The organism is Thermococcus celer Vu 13 = JCM 8558 (assembly GCF_002214365.1).
GTDB lineage: Archaea > Methanobacteriota_B > Thermococci > Thermococcales > Thermococcaceae > Thermococcus > Thermococcus celer.
Genome location: NZ_CP014854.1, coordinates 1,476,442 through 1,489,332, shown reverse-complemented (window position 1 = coordinate 1,489,332; position 12,891 = coordinate 1,476,442). Strand labels below are relative to the sequence as shown.

The window sequence follows — 12,891 nt, the reverse complement described above, 5'->3', positions numbered from 1 at the left end:
GAACATGGCTGAGGTGAGGCTTGTTAACGTGTGGAAGCAGTTCGGGGACTTCACTGCAGTGAAGGACATGAACCTCCACGTGAAGGACGGAGAGTTCATGATACTCCTCGGCCCAAGCGGATGCGGAAAAACAACCACTTTAAGAATGATCTCAGGCTTAGAAGAACCCACAAAAGGCCAAATCTACATCGGGGACAAATTAGTGGCAGACCCGGAAAAAGGGATCTTCGTCCCACCAAAGGACAGGGACATCGCCATGGTCTTCCAGAGCTACGCTCTCTACCCCCACATGACGGTTTACGACAACATCGCCTTCCCGCTAAAACTCAGAAAAGTCCCGAAGGAAGAAATCGACGAGCGCGTTAAAGAAGTAGCCGAAATGCTCGGACTAACGGAACTCCTCAAGAGGAAACCCCGCGAATTGAGCGGTGGTCAGAGGCAGAGGGTCGCGTTGGGAAGAGCAATCGTCAGGAAACCGCACGTCTTCCTCATGGATGAGCCTTTGAGCAATTTGGACGCGAAACTCAGGGTTAAAATGCGCGCCGAACTCAAGAGGCTCCAGAAACAATTGGGCGTCACCACCATCTACGTCACCCACGATCAAGTTGAAGCAATGACCATGGGTGACAGGATTGCAGTCATAAACGCCGGAGTCCTCCAGCAGGTCGGGACACCCGAGGAGGTTTACGACAAACCAGCGAACACGTTCGTGGCAGGGTTCATCGGCTCACCGCCCATGAACTTCATGGACGCTACGGTAACCGAGGATGGTTATGCGGACTTTGGTGAGTTCAGGTTAAAACTCCTTCCGGATCAGGTTGAGGTTTTGGAGGAGAGGAACCTGATTGGGAAGGAGGTCATCTTTGGAATAAGGCCCGAGGACCTCTACGATGCCATGTTCGCTCAGGTTAAGGTGCCAGGGGAGAACATGGTTACGGCCATGGTGGAGATCATCGAGAACCTGGGTAACGAGAAGATAGTGCACCTGAGCGTCGGCGACGTGACCTTCCTCGGTTCCTTTAGGTCCGAGTCCAAGGTTGAGGAAGGCCAGGAGATTGACGTCGTCTTTGACATGAGAAAAATCCACATCTTCGAAAAAGGAACCGGGAAAGCGGTCTTCTGAACATTTTTAAACTCTTCTCTCCATTTTTCACCATGCCGATCGAGGACTTCGCCGAGTTCTTGGCGGAGAAGGTACCGGGGGGAAAGGTCGTCGAGATTGGGATAGGTTTTCAGTTCAGCGTGGCTCTGAGGCTGAAGGAGCTCGGCTACGACGTTCTGGCAATAGACTGGAACCCAAAGTCCGTCGAGAGGGCGAGGGAACTTGGTATAAACGCGGTTCGAGACGACGTTTTCAACCCGAGACTCGGGCTCTACGAAGACGCCAACGCGATCTACTCGGTCAGACCAACGCCGGAGATAGTGAGGCCCATCCTGAACCTCGGGAGGAGGCTCAACGTCCCTGTCTACATCCTTCCCCTGAGCGGGGACACCGTTCCGAGGACGATGAGGCTCGTGAACCACCGCGGGCTGGCGATATACACGGCCAAACCTATTTAAGTCGCCCCCCAAGTAGTTACGGTGGTGGTATGAAGCTCTTCGGAACGGCCGGGATCAGGGGGAGGCTGTGGGAGAAGGTAACGCCCGAACTGGCGCTCAACCTCGGGATGGCCATCGCCACCTACAAATGCGGAAAGGCCGTCGTTGCCCGGGACGGGAGGACCTCGAGCGTGATGCTCAAGAACGCGATGATATCCGGGCTCCTGGCGAGCGGCATGGAGGTTCTCGACGCCGACCTAATACCCACCCCTGCCCTCGCGTGGGCAACGCGGGAGTACGGCGACGCGGGGGTCATGATAACCGCCAGCCACAACCCGCCGACAGACAACGGGATAAAGGTCTTCAACGGGGACGGAACGGAGTTCTACGTCGAGCAGGAACGGGAACTCGAGGCCCTCTACTCCTCGGGGGACTTCAGGAAAGCGAGCTGGGACGAGATAAAGACGGTGAGGCCCCTCGACGTTATAGACGATTACATCGGGGCGGTCCTCGACTTCGTGGATCACGAAACGGATCTTAAGGTTCTCTACGACGGCGCGAACGGTGCCGGCAGTGTTTTGGCTCCCTACCTGCTCCGCGAGATGGGTGCGAAGGTGGTAAGCGTCAACGCCCACGTGGACGGCCACTTCCCTGGCAGGAAACCCGAACCGAGATACGAGAACATAGCCTACCTCGGAGAACTGGCGAGGGAGCTCGGCGTGGACCTCGTAATCGCCCAGGACGGGGACGCGGACAGGATAGCCGTCTTCGACGAGAGGGGGAACTACGTTCTCGAGGACTCGCTGATAGCCCTCTTCGCGAAGCTCTACGTGGAGGAGCACGGCGGGGGAACGGTCGTCGTCTCCATAGACACGGGCTCGAGGATAGACGAGGTGGTCGAGGAGGCCGGCGGGAGGGTCGTCAGGATCCCCCTCGGTCAGCCTCACGACGGGATAAGGAACCACGGTGCCATATTCGCCGCCGAGCCCTGGAAGCTCGTTCATCCGAAGTTCGGGCCCTGGATCGACAGCTTCGTCACCATGGGGCTCCTGATAAGGATGATAGACGAGAGGGGCCCGCTCTCACGGATAATCGCTGAGGAGATACCGAACTACTACCTCACGAAGAAGAACGTAAAGTGCCCCGATGAACTTAAGAGGGAGGTCGTGGAGAGGGCCGGGAAAGAGCTCATGGAGAAGCTTGACGGGGAGATAAGGGAGACGCTGACGATCTCCGGTTACCGCTTCAACCTGAGCGACCGCTCCTGGGTTCTGGTCAGGCCGAGCGGCACGGAGCCGAAGGTTAGGGTCGTCGTCGAGGCCCCGAGCGAGCGGAGACGGGACGGGCTGTTCGAGCTCGCCTACGGTACCGTTAGAAGGGCCGTGGAAGAGGCGATGAAAAATAAAAGGGGAAACTAAACGAAGCGCGCGGGCCTCAGCGTTCTCACGGCTATCTCCTCTTTTCCCATCATGAGCCTGAAGCCCTCCTTCGCGACGTAGGTCTTGACGCCCGTGACGTTCTCCACGTATCTGGCCTCCTTGTAGGGGTTCGCGAAGTGCATCTTCATCCCCACGTGACTCATGACGAGGGCCTCGGGCTTCTCCCTCATCTTCTTGAGCATTATGACGATGTCGTCGGTGCTCAGGTGGTACGGAATGCCCATGTCCCTCGGCCTCGTAACCGCCGCTATCAGGAGCCTTGAGCCGTCGTGCCAGTCGAGGAGCTCATCGAAATAGGCCGTGTCGGGAATGTACGACACATCGCCGTAGCGGGTTCTCATGCGGAAGCCTATCGTTGAGGGATCCGAGTGGAGACTCGGGGTTATTACAAGCTCCTCATCGCCGAGGGCTATCTTGCTCCCCGGTTCCGGGATGTGGATGCTCTCGAGGACGTCCATATGGTACTTGCTGACGGCTGGAGTGTGGGTTTCGTCACCGTAGACGACGCTCTTCGACGCTATCAGCGTTCCCCGCTTTTTGAGCGCGCCGCCGGTCATGGCCTCCACCATCACCTCGAGGTCGTTGCAGTGATCGACGTGCCTGTGGGAGACGAATATCGCGTCCAGCTTCCGGGGGTCGAGCTTGTACCGCCAGGCGCGAACCAGCGCACCGGGTCCAGGATCGACGTGCATGTTCCTGCTGGCCCTGATGTGGAAGCCGCCCGTGGAGCGGAACTGCGTTATCGTGATGAACCTGCCGCCCCCGCTGCCGAGGAAGGTTATCTCGATCACTCCTTCACCCCCGCTTTCTTTTGCAGACGTAGGGGTATCTCCATGGGGGTATATAATGTATTTGGCTACCCGAACCGAGACTGTCCGGATTTCACTCTTTATCAATGCTTAAAGTATTTTTATATCTATTTGAAGTATTGTTAAAAACTTAAACCTAACTATCTATACAATATGTAACTCTGCATACTGTCAGGAGAACTGATATAGAAAAGTTTTTATAGTAAAAAATACTTTATCCAATAATGGTGATATCCATGTCCTGTACTGGCCGTCCTTGGCAATATGGAGTACGAAGTCCAAATCCCTCGGACAAGATTTATGGAGGATTCATACAAGTAAAGACCCCGCCAATACTGCCAGAGAATTTAGACTGTCTGGTGGTGATTTGGACTTCCCTATCAACAAGCGGGGGGTACTTCTATCAAACCTCACTGGGGTTCCATCCCGATTGGGGTTGGCACATTTCAGCAGGCTCTACGAATCCTCAGCTTGAATGCGATTTGGCTTGTCCACCCTTCAAATTAAATGGACAAATTTTTAGACCAAAGCCAAATACTGTTTATGAGCTTGGTGTCAGACTTATACCGCAAGCTTCAACTAACAAAGTGCATCTTTATTTCGTTGACTTCAGCACAAACATGTTATATAACATCCACGTGTTGGATGATTCTGGTAATGTGTCAACTCCAATCGGGGGAATTCTGGAGGCATATACGGTAAATCCTTCTAAGCTCAGCGAGTTAGGAGGGAGTAATGCATTTAGGATAGTAAACGCAAACTGGTTAATAGAACCGTGGGCATCTACTCGCTGGCCTCATGGGGATGTATACGAGGCTAAAGGTGATGGATATGAAACTACCCCCGAAGACATTCAGATTAAGTTGCTGAGCCCTGGGAACCTGTATATTGGATATAAAGTCGGCGGAGAGCACTATCCAAGCAATTATCGGGTATGGTGATAAAATGAGGCAAGTTTTCTCAATTTTTTTAGTGTCCTTGTTGGTTTTTTCTGCATTGTGCCTGAGTGGAGCACCAAATAAATCAGGCCAACCTTCTTTAAATAAAACTTCCATTCAATCTTCCAAGGGTTTGACTCAAGAGATTATGACGTTCCTCAGTGAGGCCAGGAGAAACATCGAAAAATGCAACACAACTCTAAAGAAACCCTTGGCCCCTTGGAGCAAGCGAGAATATCTAAACATGACCGTCTTAAACGAAACGACAATTAAACTGAGCGGCAGGATGTATGGATATGCTGTTTTGGGTATTTGGAACGTTAGCCTTAACGGAGAGGCACAGTTAAAAGGGTATAAAATTCTCTGGGAGCAATCAAAGAACTCCACAACAAGTGGAGGGCAGAAAATCGACTTCAGAATATATAAGGAGAACGTAATTGTTGGTTCGTTTACATACTGGTATATCCCATTCCAGCTGGACTCGTTCTGTGTCGTTATAGATTCAAAGCCCCTAAACCTTCCAAACGGAAATACGTTGACTTTCATCTTCATGCATGCTGAAAAGGGAGATTTGTGGCTTGTCTTGCTGGAGTAAAGGACATCTTGCCGGCAGGTCTAGAGCAGGCCGATACGTAATAAAGAGAAATTGGGAAGTGATTAAAGCTATGTTAACTTTCTTCTTCCTACCGCGCAATTTACACCTGTGCTTGCTGGAGAGGCTCATGGTGCCAATCCAATTCCATTAGTTTACTGGAACGGGTTTAGAAGCGCATGGTATTACATACAACGGGGTACAATTCTCAATGGAGGGAGAAAAAGACCATTAGCCACAACTCTTTACAATACTTGAGGACAAAGGAAAAGCAATAATCGGAATGGAAGAGATTGATATTGAACCGGTGTTGCAATCCATGTACACTTATATTCTATAAAATTTATGAACTATAATTCATGCTTTTGTCTGGGTTGGCATACGCGATTTGGTTCATTGTTGTAATTTTTCGTTATATTTTTATGCTTAATGTCACATTATTATTCAGTATAATACTATGATGAACAACTAAAAATCTTTTATATTTTTATGCTTAATGGATACCCTGATGAACAACCAAAAATCTTTTATATTTGTGAAAGATTTATAACATCTTGAGGTGAAATTAGATGGAGTTTAAACCTTATATCCCACCTGAAAAGTCGCTACCCGAATATACTGTAAAGGCTTTTATTTTGGGTGTAGTGCTGGCGATAGTGATGGGTGCCGCAAATGCCTATCTCGGAATGTATGCCGGGATGACTGTAAGTGCAAGCATTCCTGCAGCGGTTATATCCATGGCAATCCTAACGGCGTTCAGGGACAGGAATATACTTGAGAACAACATGGTGCAAACGGCAGCTTCAGCAGGAGAAGCCCTTGCAGCGGGAGTTATATTCACCTTCCCGGCACTGATTGTGCTTGGTGAATACACCGAGTTCCCCTATTGGTTAATCACCATAATAGCAGCATTGGGCGGTTCGCTTGGAGTTCTCTTTACAATAGTGCTGAGGAGGGCATTCATAGCCGAAGAGAAGCTTCCCTACCCGGAGGGTACTGCATGTGCTGAGGTTCTCATTGCCGGAGATAAGGGAGGTTCACATGCAAAGCCGATATTCTACGGTGGTATCTTTGGAGGTCTCTACAAATTCCTTGAAAGCTCCGGTCTCTGGGCGGGAACAGTTGAAACTGCAAAGATGGTCGGTTCCAGGATATTCTATATTGGAAGCGATCTTTCAGCTGCCCTTGTAAGCGTTGGTTACATAGTCGGGCTTAACATAGCATTCCTAGTCTTTCTCGGCGGTGCAATAGCCTGGTTTATAGCAATTCCGATCTATGTCGCAAAGACCGGAAACCCGCACGGATTGAGTCTTCTGGATCTGGCATGGGTAACATGGAGTACAAAAATCAGGTACATGGGCGTTGGAGCTATGGTAGTGGGCGGTCTATGGAGCTTAATAAAACTTAGGAGCCCTATTTCGAGGGGTATAAAGGCAGGTCTGGAAGCCACAAAACACAGACAGAGCGGTGGGACCCTCTTAAGGACTGAAGAGGATATGCCAATGAACAGCGTCATCATGTTAATAGTTGCATTTATAGTGCCCCTGTTCCTCCTCTACGCCCACGTGATCGGTTCCATAGGAATTGCGGCATTAATGTCAATAATAATGCTCATAGTGGGGTTCTTTGGAAGTGCGATAGCGGGATACCTCGCGGGTGTTGTGGGTTCATCCAACAACCCTGTCTCGGGTATCACCATAATGAGTCTCCTCTTCACGGCTTTGGTGCTTAAGGGACTTGGATTAAGCGGTACGGAGGGAATGGTCGCCACAATTTTGGTTGCAGCGGTTATATGTACGGGTGCAGCCATAGCCGGAGACACGATGCAGGATTTAGCCACGGGTTATCTGGTGGGTGCAACTCCAAAGAGGCAGCAGGTCTTTGAAATTATAGGCACCTTCTTCGCTGCACTCGTCATGGCACCTGTTCTCAATCTTTTGATCAAAGCCTATGGTATTGCTGGAACTCCAACGGCTAAAGAGAACGCATTAGCCGCTCCTCAGGCATTTTTAATGGCCAAGGTCACGGAGGGTGTTTTCACAGGAACCCTCGAATGGACCATGGTTTACATAGGCGCAGGAATTGCCATAGCCCTGATAGTGCTCGATGAGATACTCGCCATGAGGGGCTCAAAGTTCAGAACACCCGTGATGCCCGTTGCCGTCGGAATATACCTTCCATTGAGCCTGGGCGTCCCGATATTCATAGGAGGCATCTTCAGATGGCTCGTAGGGAGGTCAAGGGGTACCAAGGTTGAGGAGAAGCCCACAGATGCTGGTGTTCTTGGAGCAGCGGGTCTGATAGCAGGGGAGGCTTTGATGGGTATAGTGTTCGCCGGCTTAATAGTTGCGAACAAAGCTCCAAGCATAGGATTTTCAAGCAACATCCTTGGTGTGATCCTCCTAGCGGGGATCCTGGTATGGCTTTACCTGACGGGAGTGAAGGAAATCGAGTAACCCTTTCCTTTTTATTTTTTATACTGTTAGAACCAAAAATAGCTTAAATTATGGGGATCATTTTAAGGTGGTGATGGAGATGGATATTGAGGTTGTTTCCAAAGAGATTGAGGCGCTTGAGGATGAGATGGTTGAGACTCTCGTGGAGCTCATAAAAATACCCGCCATAAGCCCCGACTACGGCTACGAGGGGGAGTACGACAAGGCCCAGAGGCTGCTCGAGATAATCAAAGACTGGCCGTTCGATAAGGTGGAGGTCTACAACGCGCCCGACGAGAGGGCCAAGAACGGCGTGAGGCCGAGCATCCTGGCCTACTACCACGGCCGGGACGAGAAAGCCCCGAGGATATGGATACTCACCCACATGGACGTCGTCCCGCCCGGGGACCTGAGCAGGTGGACGGTAACCGAGCCATTCAAACCCATCATCAAGGACGGAAAGGTCTACGGGCGCGGGAGCGAGGACAACGGCCAGAGCCTGGTCGCTTCCCTCTACGCGGTTAGGGCAATGATGAACCTCGGGATAAGGCCGAAGAGGACGGTGATCCTGGCATTCGTCAGCGACGAGGAGACCGGGAGCAAGTACGGAGTCGAGTGGCTCATGAAGAACCACCCGGAGCTCTTCAGGAAGGACGACCTCGTTCTCGTGCCTGATGGGGGTAATGAGGACGGGACTTTCATAGAGGTCGCCGAGAAGAGCATCCTCTGGTTCAGGGTAAGGGTCAGGGGCAAACAGGTTCACGCCAGCATGCCCGACAAGGGGCTGAACGCCCACCGCGTCGCCCTCGACTTCGCCTACCACCTCGACAGGCTCCTCCACGAGAAGTACTCCGCAAGGGACGGGCTCTTCGAGCCACCCGAGAGCACCTTCGAACCGACGATGGTTCGCGGCCCGGCCGACAGCCCCAACATAGCCCCCGGCGAGCACGAGTTGGTCTTCGACTGCAGGATTCTGCCGAGGTATAACCTGGATGACGTGCTTGGCGACACCGAAAAGCTCGCCGAGGAGGTCAGGGAGAGGTACAGGAAGGAGTTCGACGGCGAAACCCTGCCCGAGATAGAGATCGAGGTTCTCCAGCGCCTCGACGCCCCCAAACCGACGGATCCGGACAGCGAGATAGTTAGACTCCTCAGGGAGGCCCTGAAAAAGCTCCGCGGAAGGGAAGCCAGGGTTGGGGGAATAGGCGGCGGAACCTTCGCGGCCTACTTCAGGAGGCTCGGTATCCCGGCGGTCGTTTGGGCGACGCTCGACGAGACCGCCCACCAGCCCAACGAGTACGCGAAGATAGACAACATGGTGGAGGACGCCAAGGTCATGGCGGCCCTTGCCCTGCTCTGAGCGAAAACCTTTTCTCTTCGTTCCTTACCTTTTCCCATGCCCGCGTGGAAGGATGGGAAACTTGGACTGCCGATCAGGGAAGCGGTTGAGCTCTTCCCGGAGCTGGGGGAGTACATCGACGGGCGCGGGAGGCTTGACCTCTCGAACAGGAGGGCGAGGATACTCTACAACAGGGCTGTAGCGAAGGCGCTATTCGGACTCGAGGTGGAGTACCACCCGCGGGGACTCGTTACCACGCCCGTCTCGCGCTACCTCTTCCTGAAGACCTTCCTCCGTGGAGGGGAGAGGGTTCTTGAGATAGGGACGGGACACACCGCCATGATGGCGCTGATGGCCGAGAAACTGTTCAACTGCGATGTCACCGCGACGGAGCTCGATGACGAGTTCTTCAGGTACGCGGGAGCGAATCTCGCGAGGAACAACGCCAAGGCAAGGCTCATCAAGAGCCACGGCGGGATAATACGGGGGGTGATCCCCGCGGGGGAGAAGTTTGACGCCATCTTTTCGGCCCCGCCCTACTACGATAGGCTGACTAACGGAGTTTTAACTGAGGGTGAGGGTGTGGGGGGAGGGAAACACGGTGAAGCCTTCTCCCTAAGGTTAATCGAAGAGGCCAGAGGATACCTGAAACCGGGAGGAAAGGTTGCGCTGTTCCTGCCGGACAAAGGGCCGCTTATAGAGAAGATAATGAAAAGGGCCGGGGAACTGGGCTACTCCGTTAAGGACGTCCGCTTCAGGGCCGGGACGAGGTGGAGGCACGGTTTGATTCTACTGGGTGACTTTTGATTTGGGTCGAGCTCCTCGAACTCATTTGCTCCCCCAGATCGTTAACGTAATGACCCGCTGATGCAACTTTGAAATTCACGGCAAGACGGGGCAAAATTTAAATTTATTGGAGTATATTACAGTCCGACTGATGAATGTACTGTTGCCCTCCGGGACGATAGTCAGAGGTGATTCTAAATGAGGAGAGGGATCCTCTTAGTGTTGGTGCTTTCGTTTTTGGTACTTAGCGTTGCCCAGTATGCTTTTGCCATTCCTTACTGGGCTAAAAACGCTACAATCACTTACAGGGCTGATTATTACGCTCCATACGTTGAGTACCGCGTTTCACAAGGGCAAAGACCAGAATGGATAAAGACAGGTTACTTCACTTACAATTACTCTGGAATGCTTTACTATGGTGAGGGTTACGGGCCGGTGGTGGTGAGGTTCAACCTCACGGGTGATGGGGAGTTCGTTAACGTTACTGCAGAGTTTCTCTTGAAGAACGTTAACATCACCACGGTTTTGCCGCCGGGTTACTCTCCCCTCGTATTCTGGAACGAGTCAGACGTTATCTCCAATGAAACGGCCAAGGATCATTTCGTTGGTTTTGAAGATTGGAAGTGGTACGTATTTCACCTTAAGCAGCTTAGGATAACCGGGAAATACAGGATTCGGGTTAACGACAGCATGGTCGTCAAGGATGGTGTCGTTTACGGTCACACGATGCTCTGGGATGACCCAGAGAAACCACTCGTGAACGGTTCGCTCTTCTCAGTCTACCCATTTAAGTCCAGAATAGACGATGTTCAAATTGATAATGAGCGGGTTTTCAAGGGTAAGAACATCACCATCAAACCCCCGACCAAACTCGTAACTACAACCAAGATCTCTTACAATGGGACCCAGCGTTTGAAGGGCGTGAAAAAAGCCCGCTTCCTTGTGGGTTGGTACGGAATCATGATGTTCAGGTTTGATGCTTCGAACGGTCTCCTCATTTCAACGGGTTTTGACGCACCTGATTTTTGGGCGTTGGGGTTCCTTAGTGCGAGTTTTATAGATGAGTACCATGAGTATCAGGTTGTGGCTAAAGGGGATAAGTCCTACTTAACCGGCCTCGTTCTTGCCAACTTCACCACCGGAGTCAAGAGACAGGAAGAAACCGTTAACTACTCCAAACCACAAACGGGCCTCAAATGGGTCTTCTACTCCAGCATCCTGCTGTTGGCCGGAGTCATCGGATGGAAACTCCAGCCCAAGGATAACAGGTGGAACAAATAAAAAACCCACGATGTAAGCCTCCGATCTTCCGTTCACGCAAGTGCCTTAGGGACTCAGACCCAGCGTATCATCACTCACGCCGGATCAGAGGAGGTGCACTCTCGTCATCGTCCCCTCAACGTCCCTAACTACTTCATGTCCTCAACGTAGAGGAAGAGGGCCTTGAGGTACTCGGTGTCCTTTGAGGCCATGAGGATCGGGTGATCGGGGGCCTGCGTCCTGTAGGGTTCGAGGAGCTTGAGGAACTTGCCGGCCTTTGCGGCCGCCGCTATCACCATGTCCTTGAAAGCCCCCAAGTCAACGTGCTGGGAGCAGGAGGCCGTAACGAGGATTCCCCCTTCCTTCACGAGTTGAAGGCCGGCGTAGTTCACGTTGAAGTACGCCCTGAGACCCCGCTTTAGGTCCTTCTCGTGCTGGACGAAGGCCGGAGGGTCGAGGATGACCACGTCGAACTTCTCACCCCTCTTTATCATCTCCTCCATGACCGGGAAGGCCGAACCGACGATGTACTTCATCCTGTCCTCGACGCCGTTGAGCCTGGCGTTCTCCTTCACCATGTTTATCGCCCATGGGGATTTATCCACCGCCACGACTTCGTCGGCGCCGGCCACCGCGGCGTGGATCGCGAAGCCGCCGGTGTAGGTGAAGACGTCAAGGACCCGCATCCCCGGCTTGACGTACTTCTCCAAAGCGATTCTGTTCTCCCTCTGGTCGAGGAAGAAGCCCGTCTTCTGCCCACGCATGTCAACGATGAACCTGGCCTTACCTTCCTCTATAACCGTCCGGTATTTCTCCTTGCCGAGGAGCACGCGCTCCACCTCAGGTAACCCTTCCCGCCTCCTCGACCTCCCGGTGTTCTTCTCGAAGACCGTCTCTATCTCGGGCTCGGCCTCCATTATCGCCTCCGCAACGTCGAGCTTGAACCTCTCCATCCCAACGCTCGAGATCTGGAGGGAGGCTATCTCGTTGAAGCGGTCGACGATGAGGCCCGGGAGATAATCGGCCTCGCCGTAGACCATGCGATAGGCTTTATCGTAGCCGAGGACCTTTTTGCGGTACTCGTTCGCCTTCCTGATCCTCTCACGGAAGAGCTCCTTGTTTACCTCGGTCTCCCTGTCCTTCGTGACGAGCCTTATCATGATGTTGGAGTTGGGGTTGACGAAACCCTTCCCGAGGAACCTGCCCCCCCTGGTGTAGACCTCGACGACGTCCCCAGGATTAAACTCGCCCTCGGTTCTAACTACTCCCTTCTTGAAGACTATCATGGCGCCCTTCCCTATGGCCCTCGCCGCCTGGGCGTCGACTATAACCCTCGCCATCTCACCACCGGACGGGTTTCGATGGGGAGCTTTAAAAGATTCCGGGAGGCGACCCGATAGGTATATAACCTCCGGTGACATACATATTGATGGTGGTTCTATGAACTTCGAGGTAGTGAAGGAGTTTCTCGAGGAGATAGGGGCGGACTGGGTGGAGATCGACGACGAGATCCACCTCGATCCGGAGGTCTTCTACGAGGTCTGGAGGTACGTCGGAAGGCCGGACCTCGAAACCTACACCGTCGAGGAGGAGGTCGTGGAGCCGGGTTCTTACGATCCGCCCGAGAAGAAGTACGTGAGCACGAAGAAGATCAGGGTCAAGAAGGCCTACTTCACGACCCTCGATAACAGAAGGGTAGTAACGAACTACAATGACCTCCAGAGGATTCTAAAAGAGAAGTCTCCCTGACTTTC

The 12,891-nt window shown here is 52.7% G+C and carries 12 protein-coding genes; 10 read left to right on the top strand and 2 right to left on the bottom strand.

Annotated features, from left to right (window positions below):
- Positions 1–4 precede the first annotated feature (4 nt).
- Genes A3L02_RS08175 through glmM form a run of 3 tightly spaced genes read left to right on the top strand, consistent with a single transcriptional unit; the run spans position 5 to position 2,957 of the window.
- A complete protein-coding gene (locus A3L02_RS08175; protein ID WP_088863449.1) occupies positions 5–1,123 on the top strand; it encodes an ABC transporter ATP-binding protein in 1,119 nt (372 codons plus the stop codon).
- Positions 1,124–1,155: 32 nt separating this feature from the next.
- On the top strand, positions 1,156–1,560 hold the full coding sequence (locus tag A3L02_RS08170) for a UPF0146 family protein (RefSeq protein ID WP_088863448.1): 405 nt from the start codon (positions 1,156–1,158) through the stop codon (positions 1,558–1,560).
- A gap of 29 nt (positions 1,561–1,589) precedes the next feature.
- The gene (glmM, locus tag A3L02_RS08165; protein WP_088863447.1) at positions 1,590–2,957 is read left to right on the top strand and encodes a phosphoglucosamine mutase; all 1,368 of its coding nucleotides are present in this window, start codon (positions 1,590–1,592) and stop codon (positions 2,955–2,957) included.
- On the opposite strand, the gene A3L02_RS08160 is transcribed toward glmM, so the two are convergent.
- Positions 2,954–3,769, bottom strand: coding sequence for an MBL fold metallo-hydrolase (locus A3L02_RS08160; RefSeq protein ID WP_088863446.1), 816 nt, complete (start codon positions 3,767–3,769; stop codon positions 2,954–2,956). The genes glmM and A3L02_RS08160 overlap by 4 nt on opposite strands.
- 245 nt (positions 3,770–4,014) lie before the next feature.
- Between A3L02_RS08160 and A3L02_RS08155 the strand changes: the two genes are divergently transcribed.
- From A3L02_RS08155 to A3L02_RS08130, 6 genes are all read left to right on the top strand, one after another.
- Positions 4,015–4,728 carry a hypothetical protein gene (locus A3L02_RS08155; protein ID WP_204247190.1) on the top strand — a complete coding sequence of 238 codons (714 nt, stop codon included), beginning with the start codon at positions 4,015–4,017 and terminating at the stop codon, positions 4,726–4,728.
- Positions 4,729–4,732: 4 nt separating this feature from the next.
- On the top strand, positions 4,733–5,320 hold the full coding sequence (locus A3L02_RS08150; protein ID WP_088863445.1) for a hypothetical protein: 588 nt from the start codon (positions 4,733–4,735) through the stop codon (positions 5,318–5,320).
- A 566-nt stretch (positions 5,321–5,886) separates the two neighbouring features.
- Positions 5,887–7,773, top strand: coding sequence for an OPT family oligopeptide transporter (locus tag A3L02_RS08145; RefSeq protein ID WP_088863444.1), 1,887 nt, complete (start codon positions 5,887–5,889; stop codon positions 7,771–7,773).
- 79 nt (positions 7,774–7,852) lie between these two features.
- Entirely contained in the window at positions 7,853–9,112 is a 1,260-nt protein-coding gene (locus A3L02_RS08140) for a M20 family metallo-hydrolase (RefSeq protein WP_394335156.1), read from the top strand.
- A 36-nt stretch (positions 9,113–9,148) separates the two neighbouring features.
- On the top strand, positions 9,149–9,898 hold the full coding sequence (locus tag A3L02_RS08135) for an RlmF-related methyltransferase (RefSeq protein WP_088863442.1): 750 nt from the start codon (positions 9,149–9,151) through the stop codon (positions 9,896–9,898).
- Between the two features lie 177 nt (positions 9,899–10,075).
- Entirely contained in the window at positions 10,076–11,158 is a 1,083-nt protein-coding gene (locus A3L02_RS08130; RefSeq protein WP_088863441.1) for a hypothetical protein, read from the top strand.
- A 128-nt stretch (positions 11,159–11,286) separates the two neighbouring features.
- Here the strand turns inward: A3L02_RS08130 and A3L02_RS08125 are convergent, their stop codons facing one another.
- Positions 11,287–12,477: a class I SAM-dependent rRNA methyltransferase gene (locus A3L02_RS08125; protein WP_088863440.1), complete on the bottom strand. Its 1,191-nt coding sequence runs from the start codon at positions 12,475–12,477 to the stop codon at positions 11,287–11,289.
- A gap of 100 nt (positions 12,478–12,577) precedes the next feature.
- Here A3L02_RS08125 and A3L02_RS08120 point away from each other — a divergent pair, with 100 nt between their 5' ends.
- Positions 12,578–12,886 (top strand): DUF5748 family protein, encoded by a 309-nt coding sequence (locus A3L02_RS08120; protein ID WP_054834512.1) that lies wholly within the window; start codon positions 12,578–12,580, stop codon positions 12,884–12,886.
- Positions 12,887–12,891 lie beyond the last annotated feature (5 nt).

What these genes read in the sequence shown, in the direction of transcription:
- A3L02_RS08130 (WP_088863441.1), top strand. Translation starts at nt 10,076, where the DNA reads ATGAGGAGAGGGATCCTCTTAGTGTTGGTGCTTTCGTTTTTGGTACTT.
- glmM (WP_088863447.1), top strand. Translation starts at nt 1,590, where the DNA reads ATGAAGCTCTTCGGAACGGCCGGGATCAGGGGGAGGCTGTGGGAGAAG.
- A3L02_RS08120 (WP_054834512.1), top strand. Translation starts at nt 12,578, where the DNA reads ATGAACTTCGAGGTAGTGAAGGAGTTTCTCGAGGAGATAGGGGCGGAC.
- A3L02_RS08125 (WP_088863440.1), bottom strand. Translation starts at nt 12,477, where the DNA reads ATGGCGAGGGTTATAGTCGACGCCCAGGCGGCGAGGGCCATAGGGAAG.
- A3L02_RS08140 (WP_394335156.1), top strand. Translation starts at nt 7,853, where the DNA reads ATGGATATTGAGGTTGTTTCCAAAGAGATTGAGGCGCTTGAGGATGAG.
- A3L02_RS08145 (WP_088863444.1), top strand. Translation starts at nt 5,887, where the DNA reads ATGGAGTTTAAACCTTATATCCCACCTGAAAAGTCGCTACCCGAATAT.
- A3L02_RS08135 (WP_088863442.1), top strand. Translation starts at nt 9,149, where the DNA reads ATGCCCGCGTGGAAGGATGGGAAACTTGGACTGCCGATCAGGGAAGCG.
- A3L02_RS08175 (WP_088863449.1), top strand. Translation starts at nt 5, where the DNA reads ATGGCTGAGGTGAGGCTTGTTAACGTGTGGAAGCAGTTCGGGGACTTC.
- A3L02_RS08170 (WP_088863448.1), top strand. Translation starts at nt 1,156, where the DNA reads ATGCCGATCGAGGACTTCGCCGAGTTCTTGGCGGAGAAGGTACCGGGG.
- A3L02_RS08150 (WP_088863445.1), top strand. Translation starts at nt 4,733, where the DNA reads ATGAGGCAAGTTTTCTCAATTTTTTTAGTGTCCTTGTTGGTTTTTTCT.